The sequence below is a fragment of the Chthoniobacter sp. genome (assembly GCF_040003245.1).
Classification (GTDB): Bacteria; Verrucomicrobiota; Verrucomicrobiia; order Chthoniobacterales; family Chthoniobacteraceae; genus Chthoniobacter.
Window position 1 is genome coordinate 1 of the sequence record NZ_JBDUCX010000066.1, and the last position, 17807, is coordinate 17807.

The following is a 17807-nucleotide window of genomic DNA, read 5'->3' on the forward strand; positions in this document are numbered from 1 at the left end:
CGATGTGCGCTGGCGGCTCACCGACGAGGATTTCCTCCGCATGCCCGCGCAACAGTCCGCGCTCTTGCGGCGGACGGCCACACTGCTCAAGCCCGGGGGCACGCTGGTCTACAGCACGTGCAGCCTGGAGCCGGAGGAGAACGATCAGCTCGTCGAGAAGGTCAGTGCGGCGGTGCCGTCACTGCGCTTCGTCGAGTCGCGGCGGACGCTGCCCTTTGTCGATGGAGTCGATGGCGCTTTTGCGGCGAAGTTCGTGCGCGAGTAGCCGCCGGTATTCGGCTTACGAGAAGATCTGGCTGAAGAACTTCTTCATCTCCGCCCAGGACTTCTTGTCGGCGGCTTCGTTGTAGGCGACGCCTTTGCTGTTGTCGGTGCCGACGTCGGGGCGGGTGAAGGCGTGGACGGCGCCGGGGTAGGCGATGAAGGTGTATTTCACTTTCGCGTCCTCCATCTCTTTCTTGAAGGCGGCAACTTCATCAGGGTTTACGAACGGATCGTCGGCGCCGTGCAGAATGAGTACGGGACACTTGATGTTCTTCGCGTCGGCGGGCGTCGGGGTGCTGAGACCGCCATGGAAGGTGACGACGCCCTTCAAGGCCGCGCCGCTGCGCGCCAACTCCAGCGCGCCGGTGCCGCCGAAGCAGTAGCCGATGACGGCCACCTTGCCGGGAGCGACCAGCTTATTGCCCGTGATCTGGGCCATGCCGGCCTTGAGGCGCTCGCGATAGAGCGCGCGATCGCCCTTGTATTTTCCGGCGAGGGCGCCGGCCTGTTTCGGGTCGGCGGGGCGAACGCCCTTGCCGTAGATGTCCGCGGCGAAGGCGACATAGCCGAGCTCGGCGAGTTGCTTGGCGCGGCTCTCGGCGTAGCCCTCCACACCCATCCAGTCGTGAATGAGCAGGACGCCCGGGCGGGGCTGGGCGTTGGCGTCGTCGTAGGCGAGGAAGCCTTGCAATGTGGTGTCGCCGGATTTGTATTCGACGACCTCGGTTTTGATCTTCGCCTGGGCGGAGGCGGTAAACGTCGCCAGGGCAATGGCGGCGAGGGAAAGGAGGGCGGTGATTTTCATGGTGGTGTAGGGCTACTCGACTTCGTAGAACGGGGGGCTGGTGGACGCCTGACTCACGAGTGGCCGCAGACTTCGTGAACGGCGGTCGACAGGGCCTTTAGGGCGGCACGGAGCTGGGGTTCGGTGATGCAATATTGCGGCATGAGCACAATGGTGTCTCGGATCGGGCGGGTAAGCAGGCCGTGCTGGCGGGCGGCCAGGCATACTTTGGTGCCGATCATCTGGTCGGGCAGGTACGGCTCGTCGACAGTCCGGCGGAGTTCGATGCCGGCGATGAAGCCGCATTGCCGGACTTCGGAGACATGCGGTTGCTGGCGGAGTTCGGCGAGCAACCGGGCGAATAATTCGATCCTCGGGGCGAGCGCTTCAAGCACATGCTCGTCGCGGAAGATGGCGAGGCTTGCCAGCGCGGCGGCGCAACCGAGCGGATTGGCGGTGTAGCTGTGGCCGTAGTAGAGCGTGCGCTCCGGGCCGCCGAGGAAGGCGTTGAAGATGCGTTCGGTAGTGAGGGTGGCGGCCAGCGGGAGGTAGCCGCCGGTGAGCCCCTTGGCCAGGGCGATGAAATCGGGCACCACGCCCTCGTGCTCGCAGGCGAACATCCGGCCGGTGCGGCCGAAGCCGGTCATCACCTCATCGAGGATCAGCAACACGCCGTGCGCATCGCACCAGCGGCGCAACTCGGCGAGCATGCCGCGCGGCCAGAGGCGCATGCCGGCCGCGCCCTGGATGAGCGGCTCGATGACGACCGCGGCGATCGTCGTCGCCTCCAGCGACCGCAACTCCGCAAGCGACGCCACATGTTCCGCCGGGAATTGCCACGTCGAAAAACGCCCGTGAAAAGTGGCGATGCCACCGAGGCTGGAAGCGCCCATGGTATCGCCATGGTAGGCGCCGGTGAAGGCGACGAAGCGCGTGCGCTCGGGATGGCCGGTCTGCTGCCAGAATTGGACAGCCATCTTCAGCGCGACTTCGACGGCGGTGGAACCGTTGTCGGAGAAAAAGACACGGGTCAGTGTCTCCGTGGGCCAGAGCGCGACGAGCTCCCGGGCGAGCTCCGCGGCGAGCGGATGCGTGAAGCCGAGAAAGGAAGTGTGCGCGACCCGATCGAGTTGCGCCCGGATGGCGGCATCGATTTTTGGGTGCCGATGTCCATGCAGGTTGGTCCAGATGGAGGAATTGCCGTCGATGTACCCCCGGCCCGCGCTGTCGTGCAGGACGGCGCCCTGGCCGGAGACGAGCACGAGCGGTTCATGCTCCGGCGCATTCCAATCGCAATGCTGCGTGAAAGGGTGCCAGAGGTGCGCCTTGTCGAGAGGGACGGTGTCGTTGGATTCGCCCGGAGTCATGCGTGATCAACGGGGTGTAGGGCGCGTGTCCCCACGCGCTGGGATTGCGCTGCGAACGAAGCCTGCGCCCGGCGCGTGAGGACACGCGCCCTACACCGCCTTGCACACTTCCCCTCGCGACAACGCCTATTCATCGGCCGGATCTTCTTCACTCGGCTCCTCCCACGTGCCGCCGCGATCAGTGATCAATTTCTCAATCGCCGCCACATCCTCGAAGGAAAGATGTTTGCGCTGGTATTTGCGGAAGAGCACGCCGCGCAATTCAATCAGGTCGGCGAGCAGCGGCTCATCGTAATAAGTCCACCGGTCCTCGCCCTTCACCTTCGCCTGGAGGCGCCATTTCTTGCTGAATTTCTCGGCGCGCACTTCGCGTTTCTCGCCTTCTTCGGTAGTAGTTTTCCAGACGTGGAGATTGCGCATTGGGGAATTTTGGTGGAGCGGGCGATGGTTTTGGCAAGAATACGCACCCCTTGAAAGACATCGCCAAGATTTTTGCCTATTTGATTGCCGTCATCGTGCTGGGCGCGTTGCTGGCGCCGCCGCTGTACTGGGGAGCGCAATGGCTGGCGGGGCATGGGATCCTGAAGGTGTTGGCGGAGTTCAAGTTTCAGAAATTCTTCAACCGCGCGGCGATGATCGCGGCCATCGCGCTGCTCTGGCCCACGGTGCGCTGGCTGCGAGTGAGCGGTTGGCGCGACCTGGGGCTGGAGCCGGATGCGCGCTGGGGGCGGCATTTGCTGGTGGGGTTCGTCATTGCCGCGCTGGGCGTGGGGGCGATGGCTTTCGCTTACGTACATTTCGGGGTGTATCGCTTTCGCGCCGACCTGCCTTGGGGGAAACTGCCGCTCCTCGCGCTCTCGGCAGCCACGGTCGCAATCCTCGAGGAAGCGCTTTTCCGCGGGGGCATCCTGGGGCTGGCGCGGCGGTCGTTGTCGCCCTACGCCGCGCTTTTCTGGGTCTCGACGCTCTTCGCCATCGTGCATTTCCTGAAGCCCGATGAGACCTTCGATCCGGGGCAGATTACCTGGTTGTCCGGTTTCGTGTTGATGCCACACGCCTTTCATCAATTCGCCGAACCGCAGACCTTGCTCGCGGGATTTACCACGCTCTTCATGCTGGGCTGGCTGTGCGGCGATGCCCGGCTGCGCACGCGGTCGTTGTGGATGAGCATCGGACTGCACGCGGGCGTGGTCTTCGTGAAGATGAGCTTTGCGGTACTGTCCAAGCGCCGCGAGACGCACCTCCCGTGGATCGGCCGGGAATTGCAGATCGGGCTCGTGCCCGTGGGCATCCTCTTCCTCGGCTGGCTCCTCGTGGTGCTCTACACCGTCTATGAAAATCGCGGACGCGCTGCGACTGGCCGGTGAGGCGTTTCTCAACGCGCTCTATCCGCCGCACTGCGCGAAGTGCCTGGCGGATACTGCTTCGGGAGAGCATTTGTGCCTGGCGTGTGCCGGGCAGGCATCGAAAATCGAGGCGCCCTTTTGCCGGCAATGCTCGCAGCCTTTCGATGGTGCCATCGACGACTCCTTCGTATGCGCCCAGTGCAAAGACCGGAAATTGCACTTCACCTGCGCCGTCGCCCGCTATCGCAGCCGGGGTGTCGTGCGCGAGTTCATCCATCGCTTCAAATATGAGCGGCACTTTTATCTGCGGCATCCCCTCGCCCATTGGCTGGCTGAAACGCTCGAGGACGAACGCATCGCGGCACAGTCTTTTGACGCGCTGGTGCCCGTGCCCTTGCACACCGCCCGCTACCGGGAACGCGATTTCAACCAGGCCGAAGTCCTCGCCAAACTACTGGCCAAGCGCGCCGGGAAGCCGGTGTTGAAGGCCCTGAAACGCATTCGTTACACCACCACCCAGACCCGGCTGGACAGAGACGAACGGATGGAAAACTTGCGCAACGCCTTCCGCGTGCGACATGCTTCTGCTGTGCATAGCCGCCATCTCATTTTAGTGGACGACGTCTTCACCACGGGTTCGACCGTGGAGGAGTGCGCGCGCGTCCTCCGCCAGGCTGGCGCCGCCTCCGTGCGGGTCGTCACCGTGGCCCGCGGCTGAACTCTCAAAACCACTCCCGACCTATGGGTATTTTCAAAAAACCTAATTTCAACTCCGACAAGAAGCGCGATTTCCCCGAGGGCTTGTGGCAGAAGTGCCCGAGTTGCAACGAAATGGTGCACAACCTGGAACTCGTGCAGAACTTCCGCGTGTGCCCGAAATGCGACCATCATTTCACGCAGAGCGCCCGCGAGCGGCTGGAGATGCTGCTCGATCCCGATTCGTTCGAGGAGCACGACGCGAACATGACCTCGGTCGACACGCTGAAATTTACCGGCATGGCCAGCTATACCGAGCGGCTGAAGAGCTACCAGAAAAAGACGGGACTCAAGGACGCGGTGCTCAGCGGCTTCGGCAAGATCGAGGACCAGCGCCTGGCGATCTCGGCCCTGGATTTCAATTTCATCGCCGCCACCATGGGCTCGGTGGTGGGTGAGAAACTCACCCGCTGCGTGGAGCGTGCGACCAAGGAACGGCTGCCCGTCGTCATCGTCTCCGCCTCCGGCGGTGCGCGGATGTATGAAGGCATGCTGAGCCTATTGCAAATGGCCAAGACCTGTGGCGCGCTGGCCCTGCATGCCAAGGCCGGGCTGCCATATATCTCAGTGCTCACGCATCCGACCACGGGCGGAGTGAGCGCAAGCTTTGCCACCGTCGGCGACGTGAACATTGCCGAGCCGAAGGCAATGATCGGTTTTGCCGGGCCGCGGGTGATTCGCGAGACGACGCACCAAGACCTGCCGCCCAATTTCCAGACCTCGGAATTCCTCGAGGAACACGGTCTGGTCGATATGATCGTGCACCGGAAAAAGCTCCGGGACACGCTGAGCAACCTGCTCGGTTACCTCGTTTGATCAGCCGCACAAGCCCCTCCCAGATCTGACTCGCAAAGCGTTTCGTGCCCTCCGATTTTCCGCCTTCCACAGCCAGCCCCGGGCCGGAAGATCCTGCTTACCGGGCTGCGCTGGACTGGCTTTATACGTTTCAGTTGCACGGCATTCAACTCGGCCTCGACAACATGCTGAGGCTTTGCCGGATCATGGACATCCACCTGGATCCGACCGGCCGGCACCCGGCGTGGCTGCATGTCGCCGGCACCAATGGCAAGGGCTCGGTTTGCGCGATGCTCGACGCGATTTATCGCACGACGGGACGGCGGACGGCCTTCTATTCTTCCCCCCACCTTAACACGATTCGCGAACGCATTCGCGTTGACGGCACCATGATCCCGGTGGACGCCGTCACCACAGGCCTCGGTTTGGTGCGCAGGGCCGCAACGGGATGGGAAGAGAAGCTTACTTTTTTTGAAATCCTCACCGCGCTCGCCCTGTGGTGGTTTCAAAAGCAGTCGCCAGAGGTGGTAGTCTGGGAAGTAGGGCTCGGCGGTCGGCTGGACGCGACGAATATCGTTTGCCCAACCGTTTGCGTCGTCACGCCAATTGCGCTCGATCATCAACAATATCTCGGCTCAACGCTGGAGGAAATCGCGGGCGAAAAAGCCGGGATCTTCAAGGCGGGCGTCCCCGTCGTCTCCGCGGCGCAATCCGGGCCTGTCGCAGCGGCCCTGGCTGGAGTGGCTGGCCAGGTGGGATGTCTCCTCCATTTTGCCAGTGGCGAGTACGAAGGCCCGTTGTCTCTGGCCGGGCGCTACCAGCGCCGGAATGCCTACCTGGCGGAACACGCGGTGAAAGCGGCAGGCGATCAACGGCCGGATCTTGCCGTGTCCAGCGCAGTGCGCAAACAGGCGCTGGCCGCGGTCCAATGGCCGGGACGGTTTCAATTCGCCCGACCTGATCTCGTCCTCGACGGCGCGCACAATCCGCACGCTGCCCGGGAGCTCGCGGTCGCGTGGCAAGAGCAATTTGGAACTACGCAGGCGACGTTGATCCTCTGCGTGATGGGCGACAAAGATGCGGTGGAGATCGTCCGGCATCTGCTCCCTCTCAGCAAACGCATCATCGCCACCGGGGTCAACAATCCGCGAACCTTGCCGCCGGGACGCCTTCAGCAGGCTATCACCGGGCTATCGCCCAAAACGGAATGCCTGATCGCGAGTAGTATCCGCGAGGCGATGAAAATGGCCGGCGGTTTTCCCGACCCCATCTTGGTCGCAGGCTCTCTCTTTCTGATCGGCGAAGCGACTGCATTTCTCGATCCCCGCATCGTTCCTGATCCACCCAGCATGCAATGAAGAGCGGCCGGCCCACCTCCATCGCCATCCTGGCCTCCATCTGGGTATAGCTCTCCGGAGGTGAGCCGCCCTCGGGAAGCGGGGCGGTACCGTAGCGCAAGCCCACGAGATGAACGACGTGCGAGGCCGATTGGATTTTTCCGGCAAGGATTAGCCGGACCGTGATGGCGGGCAGCACACCAAATTCCGGCTGGAAGTCCACCTCGAAGCCTTTGGCTCGCAGTGCCATGGCCACCCGCGCGCGCGCCGTTGCCAAATCCTGAGTGGTGGCGCTGATAAAAACACGCACACGGCTTTCCTCGAGAAAGCCCGACGGAAATTCCGCACTCATGGAGCGGGCGCCGCCCTTCGACCCTCCGCCTGATCCACGATCGCAGACTGGCCAGATTCTCCAGGGATAAAGAGCACATCGTCGGCCGGAATTTTTGGGGTCGAAGGAACGGTTGACAAGAAAGAAGCCGTCGAAGACCGTCCAATCGTCGTCGCAAACCACAACAAGCAGGATCCGTTGCCAACATTTTTAGAAATCGGCGAGCGCTTCGTTATCGATAGCGCGGATAGTCCGGAAGCCGCCCGGAATCTCGCGGAGAAATGGCGTCTCAAGTATGGAGACAAGCGGGCGTCCCTGATTCTAGGGATCCTGCGCGACAAGGACGTGCGCGGGATTTGCGAGGCGTTGTTGCCCATTGCCGGGCGCATCATGACGGTGCCGGTGCCGAATCCGCGCACCGCGACGCCGCTGGAAGTGGCGAAGGCCATCGGGCAGATCGCGCCGCGGCAAGAGTGCATCGCCGTGCGGGATCTGCCGGCGGCGCTCCGTTTCGCGCAAGCGGACGCGCGGAAGACGTTGATCACGGGGTCACTATTTTTGGCGGGAGAAGCTCTGGCGCTGTTTCAAGCGCAGCCGGCTCCGGAGCGGAGCACGCAGTAGTTGTGGTTGGGTGCGTGTTTACGCCCCGCGCACTTTGCGAACGGCCTCGGCCATGTCGGGCGCACCGAAGACGGACGTACCGGCGACCAGGGTATCGGCTCCCTGTTCGATCGACAGGGCGGCAGTCTGGTCGTTGATGCCTCCATCCACTTCGATGCGGTACTGGAGGCCACGCGCCTCGCGTGCTTCCCGGCCAGCTTGGACCTTGGCCATCATCTCCGGCATGAAGGGCTGGCCACCGAAGCCGGGGACGACGGTCATGACGAGGAGAACGTCGATCTGGTCGAGATAGGGAACAACGGCGTCGAACGAGGTCGCGGGGCGCAAGGAGAGTCCGCAGGTGCGGCCAGTCGCACGGATGGCGGCGAGGGTCTGACGGACGTCGTGGTGCGCCTCGACATGGACGGTAATGTTGGCGGCGCTTTTGACGAAGCGGGGGAAATAGTGGTCGGGATGCTCGACCATGAGGTGCACGTCGATGGGCACGGTGGCGACTTTGGCCACGGAATCGACGAAGGCCGGGCCGAAGGAAATGTTGTCCACGAAATGGCCGTCCATGATGTCGAGGTGCAGCCAGTCGGCGCCGGCGGCTTCGGCGCGACGAACCTCCTCGTGCAACCTCCCGAAATCACAGGCGAGAATGGATGGGGCGACGACGATGGAGTGGGTGGGCATGGACACGGGTGTGCGTAGCGCGAAGCGGGGCGGGTGGCAAGCGGGGGAAACGGGGGACGGAACATCCAACATCCAATGGCGCAAGCGACGGACGGTGCGAGATCCTTTGTTGGATGTTGGCGTTGGATGTTCTGCCTTCAGTTACAGCAGCCAGGTCGCGAGGCTGAAGTAGAGGAGGAGGGTGAGGACATCCGCGAGGGCGAGGGTGATCGGGCCGGCGGCGATCTTAGGGTCGAGTTTCAGGGCATGCAGGACGGAGGGGACGATGAGGCCGGAGAGGCAGGCAATGATCGCGCCGCCGATGATGGTGGCGGCAATGACGCCGGCGGCGAGGGCGGTGCCGCGCCAGAAAAAGGCTATGCAGAAGACGATGGCGCCGCACCCCAGCCCGATGAGGACGGCGATGACGAGTTCGCGGCGGGTGTTCGTCCAAAACCAACCCCAGGTGGGCTTCACGGCGCGCAGGGCTTGAAGGGTGAGCGTCATGGACTGGATGCTGACGGATTCGGCGAGCGCCAGCACAAGGGCGAGGAAGAACGAGAGGATGATGGCGCGGGCGAGCGTGGCCTCGAAGAAGCCGGCGAGGAGCGCACCCGTGGTGCCACTGCCGATGGTGGCGAGCAGCCACGGAAAGCGGAGGCGGAAGGCACGGAAGGCGGAGGCCTCGCGCACTTGGGTGATGTGAAAGCCGAGCGTCTCGAACATGTCGTTCACCTTTTCCGGCTCGGTGAAATCCATCACTTCCTCGGTGAAGCTGCTGACGTCGACGACGGCGATGACCTTGCGGTCGGCATCGACGACGGGGAAGGCGAAGAATTTGTAGAGGACGAACAGTTCCAGGGCATCCAGCAGCGTGGCCGTGGCCGGGATGGTGACGACCTTGCGAATCATCAAGTCGCCGAGCTTCGATTCCGGCGGAGACGCGAGGAGACGGCGCGTAGGCAGCACGCCGGCGAGGCGGCCATCCGCAGCGGCGACATAGAAGTAGATGAGGCGTTCGCCGACGCCGTGCTGGCGGATGGCGGCGAGCGCCTCGTCGACGGTCATCGACTCACGCAGCAGGGCAAAGTCCCGGCGGGCATGCGCGAGGATTGGTTCGCGAAAGTGAGCCGGTTCCGCCATGGCGCGCTCCTACCGGCCGGGGATCTCGATATTGGGGGGCGGCGGGGGCGCACTGCGCCACTCGACGAACCACCAGACCGCGACGGCGAGCACGAGCGTCGCCAGTGCGCTGAGGTAAACTCGCAGGGGCGTAGGCTCGGGCATCACACGCGCCCGTCTATTCGTCGACGAGCGTGTCGATCTTCTCGGCGACCTCGAAGTCGAGGTCGGTAAGGCCGCCCTCGCTGTGGGTGGAGAGCCGCAGCGTCACCTTGCTGTAGCGGATATCGATGTCGGGATGATGATCGTCTTCCTCGGCGATCTCGGCCACGCCATTGACGAACTCGATGGCCTGGGAAAAATCATCGAACTCGAAGACGCGCTCGATGTGCTTTTTTTCGAGGTCCCAGTTGGGCAATTTTTTGAGCCACGTTTTGATATCTTGAGCGGTAAGCAGGTCGGCCATAAGTCGGTTGGATTGGGTGTGTGGGAGCAGTAGCACTCGTCATTCGCATTTCAAAAACAAAATGCGTTTCTTTCGTGCGGACACTGGGGAAAATAACCCCCTTGCCAATTCCCCACTGCGGGAGTAGGAAAACCGCCCCTGTCACTGACGAACCTTCAGCCAACAATTCTTATGGGTAAAATCTACAACAACATCATCGAGACCGTCGGCCGCACGCCACTGGTGAAACTGAACAAGATCCCCGCCAGCCTCGGCGTGGACCCGAGCACGACGATCGCCCTCAAACTCGAATTCTTCAATCCGCTGGGCAGCGTGAAAGATCGTATCGGCATGGCGATGATCGCGGACGCCGAGAAACGCGGGGTGCTCAACGCCGACACGGTGATCATCGAGCCGACGAGCGGCAACACCGGCATCGCGCTGGCCTTCGTGGCCGCGGCCAAGGGCTACAAGCTCATCCTCACCATGCCGGAAACGATGTCGCTCGAACGCCGCACCTTGCTCGCGATGCTGGGTGCCAAGCTGGTGCTGACGCCGGGCGCCGAGGGCATGAAAGGCGCCATTGCGCGCGCCGAGGACCTGGCGAAGAACACGCCGAACTCCTGGATTCCGCAGCAGTTCAACAACCCGGCCAACCCGGAGATTCACAAGACGACGACCGCGGTGGAATTGTGGGAAGACACGGACGGGGAGATCGACATCCTGGTGGCGGCGGTGGGCACGGGCGGGACGATCACGGGCGTGACGGAAGTGATCAAGGCGAAGAAGCCCTCTTTCACGGCGATTGCCGTGGAGCCGAAGGATTCGCCGGTCATTTCGCAGACATTGGCCGGACAACCGGTGAAGCCGGGACCGCACAAAATCCAGGGCACGGGCGCGGGCTTTGTGCCGAACAACCTGCACCTCAAGGACAGCGCGGGAAATCCACAGATCGTGGAATGCGTCCAGGTGACGAATGATGACTCGTTTGCCATTGCGCGCCGTCTGGCCAAGGAAGAGGGCATCCTGGCCGGCATCAGCACGGGAGCGAACGTGTGGGCCGCCTGCCAGGTCGCCAAGCGGCCGGAAAACAAGGGCAAGCTGATCGTGACGATCGCTTGTTCGACGGGTGAGCGCTATCTGTCCACCGCGCTGGCGGCAGAGGCGAAGGCTGAGGTCGGCGGGTAGTCGATCCTTCAGAGAAGAAGCACTGCTTTACAGAGACGCGCGCCGGGTTCTCGGCGCGCGTTTTTGCGTCGTTGAGTAGGGATTCGCAGAATTGCGTACTTTTCCTGGCCTGATTGGGCCGGCGGATGGCCGAGGAAGTTCGTTCTTTTCGGCTGATGAGGACGGGGAGACAGCCCGCATCCTCGTCGCGGTCATTCGTAGCTCTTAGTCCTACACGCCGTATTTCACTCTGATTTTCAGCCACTTATGTCGATTTATTCCTCCTGATCCATGTCGTTATTTTCACTTTCTGAAACTATTTTCGCGAGGACGCGTCACAACGCCGCCGGGTCTCTCAATAGCAGGGTATATGAAAAATTGGCACCGCCCCTGCTTTACAGCAATTGTGAAATTTCTGTTTCCTTTACTCGCTATTGTCATTGCTCCGCTCGCCGCGCACGCGAACGAACTCTCTGAGCAAGTCATCGCCGAAATGAATCTCGCCCGCACGGCGCCCCAGCAATACGCCCAGATCGTCGCCAGTCAAATGGCTGGTTATCACGGAGTTGAGGGCGATCGCGCAGTGAATGACGCCATCCACTTTCTGCAGAAGGCCAAGCCTCTGGCGCCCTTGGCGTCCTCGAACGGCATGTCAAGTAGCGCGCTGAGCCACGTGCTGGAGATGGGACCGGTCGGTGGCCGCGGCCACAAGAGTGGCAATGGCAGCCAGCCTTGGGACCGCATGGCCCAGTTTGGCAAGTGGATCGGCCGGGCGGGCGAGAACATCGACTACGGCGTGCATGACGCCCGGGCGGTGGTGATTCGGCTCATCGTGGACGACGGCGTGAGCGGTCGCGGGCATCGCAAGAATATCTTCAGCAGCGACTTTCGCGTGGCCGGTGCGGCCAGTGGCTTTCACGCCACCTACGGCGCCATGTGCGTGATCGATTTCGCTGGTGGTTTCGTCGAGACGCCGGGCAAGGTGGCCAGCCGTTCGGGCTCGCCGGTCGCTCCGCTCTGAAAGCGAGTGCTTGGTGCTTAGGGCCTAGTGTGGCGGCTTCGGAGACTGAGAGCCAGACTGCGTTCACTTTCCCATGACGCCGGCGCCGCGGCACCCCTCCCACACACGGTGTCGGACGCGCCCTCTTGGGGATTCGTGAGCACCGCCTGGCTGGCGATCAAGGCCTCTGAAAAAAACTCGCACCTTAAATTCGGCTTAAGGCGGCTTAAGGCACCTTAAATCGACTCCCCTTTCTTCGCCTGGGGGCGTCTCGACTTGCGGGGCGGTGTTTTCCAGGCTGGGAACACTGCCGGGCGACTCGGGCGATTCGTTTCTGGCGGATGGCCGACGGGAAGTGGGCGATCCTGCCGTGAGGAGCGGAATGGGAATCCTCGAGTTCATGCGGAGAAGTGTCGCACAACTCGGCGCAAAATGTGCATGGCCCCATTGGCCCCATTGGCCCCATTGGTTCCATTGGCTCCATTGCGGAAAATTCACTCGTCGCGACTTTTGCCGGGCGAAAGCGCACGCCCGGGAGCGGCACGCACCTTCGATGGTGGTTCCCGTAGTTCGCCCGGTTCCCCATGGATTATGACCCTGAATGTCGATTCAGCCTAGAAACCAAGCTCTCAGAACTGACCGTCCACTCCGTCGTTTCAACGTAATTTCCCTTCCCAAGCGGCGCGGGCTTCGTGTTCTATCGGCGCGCGATGCCCAAGCCGACCGCCCGCAAGAAAACCGCGAAAATCCTCAAGCCCAAATACAAGCGCATCGTCTTGAAATTGAGCGGCGAGGCCCTGAAAGCGCGGGGCAGCATGGACAATATCTCGCCGGAGATCGTCCAGCAGGTTTGTTCGCAGATCCGGGACGTGCACAACCTGGGCGTCCAAGTGGCCGTGGTCATCGGCGGGGGGAATATCTGGCGCGGACTTTCAGCTTCGCATCGCGGAATGGAGCGCACCACGGCGGACTACATGGGCATGCTGGCCACAGTGATCAATGGCCTCGCCTTGCAAAGCGCCCTGGAGCAAATGGGCCTGCCGACCCGGGTGCAGACGGCGATCAAGATGGACAACGTGGCCGAACCCTTCATCCGGCGGAAGGCGATCGACCAACTCGAGGACGGGAAGATCGTCATATTTGTGGCCGGCACGGGCAACCCGTTTTTCTCCACCGACACCACGGCGGCCCTGCGCGCCAACGAAATCGGGGCCGAGGTCATCTTGAAAGCGACCAAGGTCGATGGCATTTACACCGCGGATCCCTTCAAAGATCCGAAGGCCACCAAATACGATCGCATCACCTACGGCGAGGCGCTCGGCAAGCGGCTTTCGGTGATGGATTCCACTGCGTTCAGCCTTTGCATGGACAACAAAATGCCGATTATCGTTTTCGACATGATGAAGTCCGACAACATCAAGCGCGTCGTCCTCGGGAAGACTGTGGGCACGCTGGTCACCTCTGAATAATTTTTGCCATGGATCCTGACGAAATTCTCCTCGAAACCGAGGCCGCAATGGAAAAGGGCTTCGAATACATGCAGCACGAGTTTGCCACAGTCCGCACGGGCAAGGCTTCGCCCGCGCTCGTGGAAAATATCGATGTCGAGGCGTACGGCTCTTCGATGAAGCTGAAACAGCTCGCGCTGATCACCACGCCCGAGCCGCGGCTGCTGGTCATCCAGCCCTTCGACGCCAGCACGACGAAAGACATCGAGAAAGCGATCAAGGAATCGAAGCTCGGGATCAACCCGGCGGTCGATGGGAAGATCATCCGGCTGCCAATACCCGCGCTTTCCGAGGAACGCCGCAAGGACCTCGTCAAGGGCATCAAGCAGATGGCCGAAGAGGCGCGCGTGCGGGTTCGCTCGTCGCGCCGGGAGGGCATCGACGCGCTGAAGAAAGCGCAGAAGGACGGGAAGATCACCGAGGACGACCTGACCAGCTACGAAAAGGAAATCCAGAAACTCACCGATGGCTTCACGAAAAAAATCGATGACTCCATCAACTCCAAGGAAGCCGAAATTCTCAAAGTCTGACTACGCCATGCGCCCGCTCCTGCTCGCTCTCACTCTCGTCTGCACCCTCGCCACCGCTCCGGCGGCGGTACTCCGACTCGCGCCCGATTTTACCTTCCCTGGCATCGGCAAAAACCAGTCGCTGAAAGGCGTGCGCGGCCAGCCGGTCGTGATCGTCATCGCGAAGTCCCCGAAGAACGGCGACTTCAAGAAGCAGGTCAAAGTTCTCAAGGAGATCTATCAGCAGTTCGCCAACAAGCAGGTGATCTTCGTCGCCGCCTTCATCGAGGATTCCGGTCCGGTGAAGTCGGACATTCCATTCGTCGTCGCGAACAATGGCGCCGCGGTGGCCAGCGCCTATGGGATGCCGGAGAAGGACAAGTTCAACATCGTCATCATCGGCAAGGACGGGAACGTCGATTACCAGACAAGCAAGGTGATCGGTGCGGAGCGTGTGCGCGACGTGATCCAGAATTCCTACGCGGTGCAGTCGAACACGGGACGCTGAGCGTTCCGGCGCGACCCGCAGTTCATTCGCCATGCGGATCGCGGTCATCTCGGACACCCACGATCGCCTGCCATCAAAGGTGACCGCGGCCATCGCCGAGGCGGATGAAATCTGGCATCTCGGGGATGTGTGCCTGCCATCGATCATCGACACGTTGCAAATGCTCGGCCCGAAGATTCGTGTCGTCCGCGGCAACTGCGACGAGTGCGCCGCGTGGCCACTGACGCTCGATTTTCAACTCGCAGGCCATCGCTTTCACCTCGAACACATTCCTTCGCGCATCGCGCCGGCCGGCTCCGACTTCTTTCTCCACGGCCACACCCACGTCCCGCGCGATGAAACCATCGGTGGCGTGCGCTTCCTCAATCCCGGCTGCATCACCCGCCCCAACCGCGGGGCGCCCGCGAGCTGTGCGTGGCTGCGGCTGGATGCGAAGTCGGGCGTGGAGTGGGAATTGGTGCGCGTTTGATCGTCATCGCACGGATGCAACGCTGAAGAGGAAGAAGGATATTGGAGGTCCTTCGCAAGCTCAGGATGACAGTGTTTTGGAAGCGCTTTCGCGCCACTCGCCCCTTACTTCTTCGCCGCGCTTTCGCGGGCGAGGTTGAGCAGGTACTGCTCGACCTGGGCGCCGTATTCCTCGGGGTATTTTTCCGCCTGCGCTTGCTCGATCACGGCGCGCTCGCGGGCGGGCAGCGCGGTGAAGGCGGATTTGCGGGCGGCGATGTTGCGCGTCTCGACCTGCACCGTTTCGTTGCCAGTGGGCGGCTGATATTCCTGCGCACCTTCCGTTCCGGGAGGGCCGCTTGATTTACCTGGAGTCTTGCCGGGTTGTGAACCGGGTTTCCCGGGAGACGGACTGCCCGTGGACGCAGGCATGCTGGAGTTGCCATTCGCAGCGGCGAGCCCTGCTTGAGACTGGGCCAGCGTGGCTTGAGCTTGCGCGAGCGCCTGTTGCGCGGCCTGGGCCTTCGCCTGGGCCTCGGGAAGATTCTGCGCCGCGGCGGCGGCGGCGGCCTGGGCAGCGGCTTGCGCGCCGTTTTGTGCGGCCTGTTGCGCGGCGCCATTGGGCGGCATCACTTGAGCTGCCGCCTGCCCGGCTTGAGCCGAGGCTTTAGCAAGCTCGGCAGCAGCCTTTTGAGCCGCCTGCTGCTGCGCGGCGACGGGCTGGCCGGGCTGCTGGGCCTGCTGCAAGGCTTCGTTGGCCTGGGCAATCTGTTCCTGAGCCTGCGCCAGTTGCGCGGCGACCGCTTGTTGTGCGGCGGCATTCGGCGGGGCGTTGGGCTGCTGAGCTTGCGCGATCACGGCCTGCAAGGCCTCTTGCGCCGCATACAGTTTCTCCAAGGCCAGCGCTTCGCCAAATTTTGCCACTTGGACATCGGGCTTCTGGAGCGCCGTCTTCGCATCGCTCATGGCCGACTGAGCCGCATCGAGCGCCGAGTTCACGGCGGGCGCATCGGGCGGAAGGCTCTGGGCGAAGGTCGCGGTTTGGTTGGCAATCCCCTCCTGCCGCTCCGGCTGGCCCTTGAAATCCGTCGACTTGGTCGCTTTCCGTTTCTCGGAAAGGAGCGCGCCCTTCGCGGTATCGACCTGCAATTTCTGTTGTTCGATGATGATCTCGGCGAGTTGCTTCTCGGCTTGCTGGGCGTCGATCGCTTGCTGTTGCGCCTTTTGCGCAGCGGCAGCCTGTTGCGCGATTTGCTGCGCCGCTTGCGCGAGATCCTGCGCCGCCGCTTGTTGCGCTGGCGCGGCCGCGGCGGGTTGTCCGGCCTGGGCGGCTTGCGCGGCCTTTTGCGCATTGGCGGCCGCTTGCTGCGCGGCGGGCGCGGCGGCCGGCGCCATCGCGGCGGCTTGTTTGGCCAATTCCTTGACCTTCTCCGCCAGGGCCGGCTGGGCCGCCTTGTCCGGATTCTTCGCCGCCTCGGCCTGTTGTTGCGCGAGGGCCTGCGCCTGCTGCTGCAAGGCCTGCAAATCCTTCACCGGGTCGCCCGACTTGCCGGCGAGCGCCTCGGCTTTCGCCAGCTCCTGCTGCAATTTCGCCTCCGCTTTCTGCATCGCGGCGAGCGCCTGTTGCGTATTTTTCGCCGCTGCGGCGCCTTTCTTGTCGGACATCGCGCCGCGTGCTTCCTGCATCTTCTCCGTCGCCTCTTTCACATCCTGCGCCCCCTCGGGGACGGTCTTCGCCAGGTTCTGCGCGATTTCGTCGCTGCGCGCAGCCACTTCGCCCTGCTTGTTTTCCTGTTCGGCCAATTGGTCGGGCCGCCCGTTTTTCTGCGCGTTGAATTGCGCCTGCAAGTGGGCGTCCTTGCGCAACTGTTCACGCGTCAGCCTGGCCAGCTTGGGATTGACCTTCTTTTGCTCCTCGGCGAAGCGATCGAAATCCGTCTCCCCCGCTGCTTTCGCCGTGTCCTTCGCCACTTCCTTTTGATCCTCGATGACTTTGGTCAATTCTTTCTGCGCCGCACGCAATGCTTCCGAGCGCTCCAGTGGCGGGGCGATGTCTTTCGCGAGCCGCCGCATCGCATCGCGCGCGGTCTTTTCATCGCCGACGGCTTTGAATAGTTGTCCCTCCTTCAACGCCGCGGCGGCCGTGTCCACATTCGGCTGCACTTTTTGAATCGCCTCCATCCCTTGGCGAAACCGGGCCGCATCGTTGCCGTTATCCGGGTCCCGCGCGAAGGCGGTCACGCGTTGCGCGAGGACCTTCAGTTCCTCGGCGATCGCCGCCTGCTCGGCCTGCTGGCCCTGCAGATTCGCCTGCATCGCCGCCTCGAAATTCTCGGGCTTTTTCCCATCCGTCCATTGGCCCAGCGTGATGCCATTTTGCAAATTCACCGCCTGTCGCTCCGCGAGCAAAGCGAGTTGCTGGGCGATCTCCGCGCTCTGCTGATCGCGCTGGTGCTGGGCGAGCAGTTTGGACATCTGCGTGAGGATCGCTTTCTGGCTGGAGTAGGCATCGGCCACGCGTTGCTTCGCCTCACCTGCATTGGTCGCCGCGCGTGCTCGCTCCAGCAGATCCACGACTTGCTTCATCTCATCGACCGAAAGCTTCGCCAGCGAATTGCGCAAAGTCTGCAAGGTCTTCGTGTCCTCCCCGCCGAGGGCATTGCGCTGATACTCGTCCAGCATGCTGTCGAGTTGGTCGACGAGCTTTTGCGCTTCGCCGCGCAGTTGCTGCTGCCGCGCCTCCCCCTGGCGGATGCGTTCGGCCGGCGCGGCGTCTTCGGCGCGGGTCGCCGGGATGATGCCGCACGCGAGCGCGAGGAAGAGTGGCAGGCATTTCATAGTGGGAA

19 protein-coding genes and 1 pseudogene are annotated in these 17807 nt (G+C 62.6%); 12 read left to right on the forward strand and 8 right to left on the reverse strand.

What is annotated here, in order from left to right; genetic code table 11:
* Positions 1-265: pseudogene (locus ABJF10_RS11280) on the forward strand (hypothetical protein); the annotation flags it as partial.
* Between the two features lie 15 nt (positions 266-280).
* Here the strand turns inward: ABJF10_RS11280 and ABJF10_RS11285 are convergent.
* From ABJF10_RS11285 to ABJF10_RS11295, 3 genes are all read right to left on the reverse strand, one after another.
* Entirely contained in the window at positions 281-1069 is a 789-nt protein-coding gene (locus ABJF10_RS11285; RefSeq protein WP_348544668.1) for a dienelactone hydrolase family protein, read from the reverse strand.
* A 53-nt stretch (positions 1070-1122) separates the two neighbouring features.
* Positions 1123-2415 (reverse strand): adenosylmethionine--8-amino-7-oxononanoate transaminase, encoded by a 1293-nt coding sequence (gene bioA / locus ABJF10_RS11290; protein ID WP_348544669.1) that lies wholly within the window; start codon positions 2413-2415, stop codon positions 1123-1125.
* Positions 2416-2541: 126 nt separating this feature from the next.
* Complete coding sequence (locus ABJF10_RS11295) at positions 2542-2835, reverse strand: hypothetical protein (protein ID WP_348544670.1); 294 nt, start codon at positions 2833-2835, stop codon at positions 2542-2544.
* A 50-nt stretch (positions 2836-2885) separates the two neighbouring features.
* On the opposite strand from ABJF10_RS11295, the gene ABJF10_RS11300 reads away from it, so the two are divergent.
* The 5 genes from ABJF10_RS11300 to ABJF10_RS11320 all read left to right on the forward strand — a co-directional run bounded on the left by ABJF10_RS11300 (position 2886) and on the right by ABJF10_RS11320 (position 7601).
* On the forward strand, positions 2886-3782 hold the full coding sequence (locus tag ABJF10_RS11300) for a CPBP family intramembrane glutamic endopeptidase (RefSeq protein ID WP_348544671.1): 897 nt from the start codon (positions 2886-2888) through the stop codon (positions 3780-3782).
* Entirely contained in the window at positions 3748-4479 is a 732-nt protein-coding gene (locus tag ABJF10_RS11305) for a ComF family protein (protein ID WP_348544672.1), read from the forward strand. Before ABJF10_RS11300 ends, ABJF10_RS11305 begins: the two co-directional genes overlap by 35 nt.
* A 23-nt stretch (positions 4480-4502) precedes the next feature.
* On the forward strand, positions 4503-5333 hold the full coding sequence (accD, locus tag ABJF10_RS11310) for an acetyl-CoA carboxylase, carboxyltransferase subunit beta (protein ID WP_348544673.1): 831 nt from the start codon (positions 4503-4505) through the stop codon (positions 5331-5333).
* Positions 5334-5377: 44 nt separating this feature from the next.
* A complete protein-coding gene (locus tag ABJF10_RS11315) occupies positions 5378-6670 on the forward strand; it encodes a folylpolyglutamate synthase/dihydrofolate synthase family protein (protein WP_348544674.1) in 1293 nt (430 codons plus the stop codon).
* 508 nt (positions 6671-7178) lie between these two features.
* Positions 7179-7601 carry a hypothetical protein gene (locus tag ABJF10_RS11320; protein WP_348544675.1) on the forward strand — a complete coding sequence of 141 codons (423 nt, stop codon included), beginning with the start codon at positions 7179-7181 and terminating at the stop codon, positions 7599-7601.
* Positions 7602-7619: 18 nt separating this feature from the next.
* Here ABJF10_RS11320 and rpe read toward each other — a convergent pair whose 3' ends face one another.
* The 4 genes from rpe to ABJF10_RS11340 form a co-directional block, all read right to left on the reverse strand.
* The gene (gene rpe / locus ABJF10_RS11325; RefSeq protein ID WP_348544676.1) at positions 7620-8276 is read right to left on the reverse strand and encodes a ribulose-phosphate 3-epimerase; all 657 of its coding nucleotides are present in this window, start codon (positions 8274-8276) and stop codon (positions 7620-7622) included.
* 141 nt (positions 8277-8417) lie between these two features.
* Positions 8418-9398, reverse strand: coding sequence for a magnesium transporter (locus ABJF10_RS11330; protein ID WP_348544677.1), 981 nt, complete (start codon positions 9396-9398; stop codon positions 8418-8420).
* 9 nt (positions 9399-9407) lie between these two features.
* Complete coding sequence (locus ABJF10_RS11335) at positions 9408-9542, reverse strand: hypothetical protein (RefSeq protein WP_348544678.1); 135 nt, start codon at positions 9540-9542, stop codon at positions 9408-9410.
* A gap of 13 nt (positions 9543-9555) precedes the next feature.
* Positions 9556-9843, reverse strand: coding sequence for a 4a-hydroxytetrahydrobiopterin dehydratase (locus ABJF10_RS11340; RefSeq protein ID WP_348544679.1), 288 nt, complete (start codon positions 9841-9843; stop codon positions 9556-9558).
* 171 nt (positions 9844-10014) lie between these two features.
* On the opposite strand from ABJF10_RS11340, the gene cysK reads away from it, so the two are divergent.
* From cysK to ABJF10_RS11370, 6 genes are all read left to right on the forward strand, one after another.
* Entirely contained in the window at positions 10015-11010 is a 996-nt protein-coding gene (gene cysK / locus ABJF10_RS11345) for a cysteine synthase A (RefSeq protein ID WP_348544680.1), read from the forward strand.
* Between the two features lie 385 nt (positions 11011-11395).
* Entirely contained in the window at positions 11396-12010 is a 615-nt protein-coding gene (locus ABJF10_RS11350; RefSeq protein ID WP_348544681.1) for a CAP domain-containing protein, read from the forward strand.
* 689 nt (positions 12011-12699) lie between these two features.
* Entirely contained in the window at positions 12700-13458 is a 759-nt protein-coding gene (gene pyrH, locus ABJF10_RS11355; protein ID WP_348544682.1) for a UMP kinase, read from the forward strand.
* Between the two features lie 8 nt (positions 13459-13466).
* Entirely contained in the window at positions 13467-14027 is a 561-nt protein-coding gene (frr, locus tag ABJF10_RS11360; protein ID WP_348544683.1) for a ribosome recycling factor, read from the forward strand.
* A gap of 7 nt (positions 14028-14034) precedes the next feature.
* Positions 14035-14514 (forward strand): DUF4174 domain-containing protein, encoded by a 480-nt coding sequence (locus tag ABJF10_RS11365; RefSeq protein WP_348544684.1) that lies wholly within the window; start codon positions 14035-14037, stop codon positions 14512-14514.
* A gap of 31 nt (positions 14515-14545) precedes the next feature.
* Positions 14546-14983: a metallophosphoesterase family protein gene (locus tag ABJF10_RS11370; protein WP_348544685.1), complete on the forward strand. Its 438-nt coding sequence runs from the start codon at positions 14546-14548 to the stop codon at positions 14981-14983.
* A 104-nt stretch (positions 14984-15087) separates the two neighbouring features.
* Here the strand turns inward: ABJF10_RS11370 and ABJF10_RS11375 are convergent, their stop codons facing one another.
* Positions 15088-17799 (reverse strand): hypothetical protein, encoded by a 2712-nt coding sequence (locus tag ABJF10_RS11375; RefSeq protein WP_348544686.1) that lies wholly within the window; start codon positions 17797-17799, stop codon positions 15088-15090.
* Positions 17800-17807: the final 8 nt, after the last annotated feature.

Bases quoted from the DNA above. Each gene is read 5' to 3' on its own strand.
- ABJF10_RS11285 (WP_348544668.1), bottom strand. From the start codon at position 1,069: ATGAAAATCACCGCCCTCCTTTCCCTCGCCGCCATTGCCCTGGCGACG.
- bioA (WP_348544669.1), bottom strand. From the start codon at position 2,415: ATGACTCCGGGCGAATCCAACGACACCGTCCCTCTCGACAAGGCGCAC.
- ABJF10_RS11295 (WP_348544670.1), bottom strand. From the start codon at position 2,835: ATGCGCAATCTCCACGTCTGGAAAACTACTACCGAAGAAGGCGAGAAA.
- ABJF10_RS11305 (WP_348544672.1), top strand. From the start codon at position 3,748: ATGAAAATCGCGGACGCGCTGCGACTGGCCGGTGAGGCGTTTCTCAAC.
- accD (WP_348544673.1), top strand. From the start codon at position 4,503: ATGGGTATTTTCAAAAAACCTAATTTCAACTCCGACAAGAAGCGCGAT.
- rpe (WP_348544676.1), bottom strand. From the start codon at position 8,276: ATGCCCACCCACTCCATCGTCGTCGCCCCATCCATTCTCGCCTGTGAT.
- ABJF10_RS11330 (WP_348544677.1), bottom strand. From the start codon at position 9,398: ATGGCGGAACCGGCTCACTTTCGCGAACCAATCCTCGCGCATGCCCGC.
- ABJF10_RS11335 (WP_348544678.1), bottom strand. From the start codon at position 9,542: ATGCCCGAGCCTACGCCCCTGCGAGTTTACCTCAGCGCACTGGCGACG.
- ABJF10_RS11340 (WP_348544679.1), bottom strand. From the start codon at position 9,843: ATGGCCGACCTGCTTACCGCTCAAGATATCAAAACGTGGCTCAAAAAA.
- cysK (WP_348544680.1), top strand. From the start codon at position 10,015: ATGGGTAAAATCTACAACAACATCATCGAGACCGTCGGCCGCACGCCA.
- pyrH (WP_348544682.1), top strand. From the start codon at position 12,700: ATGCCCAAGCCGACCGCCCGCAAGAAAACCGCGAAAATCCTCAAGCCC.
- frr (WP_348544683.1), top strand. From the start codon at position 13,467: ATGGATCCTGACGAAATTCTCCTCGAAACCGAGGCCGCAATGGAAAAG.
- ABJF10_RS11365 (WP_348544684.1), top strand. From the start codon at position 14,035: ATGCGCCCGCTCCTGCTCGCTCTCACTCTCGTCTGCACCCTCGCCACC.
- ABJF10_RS11370 (WP_348544685.1), top strand. From the start codon at position 14,546: ATGCGGATCGCGGTCATCTCGGACACCCACGATCGCCTGCCATCAAAG.
- ABJF10_RS11375 (WP_348544686.1), bottom strand. From the start codon at position 17,799: ATGAAATGCCTGCCACTCTTCCTCGCGCTCGCGTGCGGCATCATCCCG.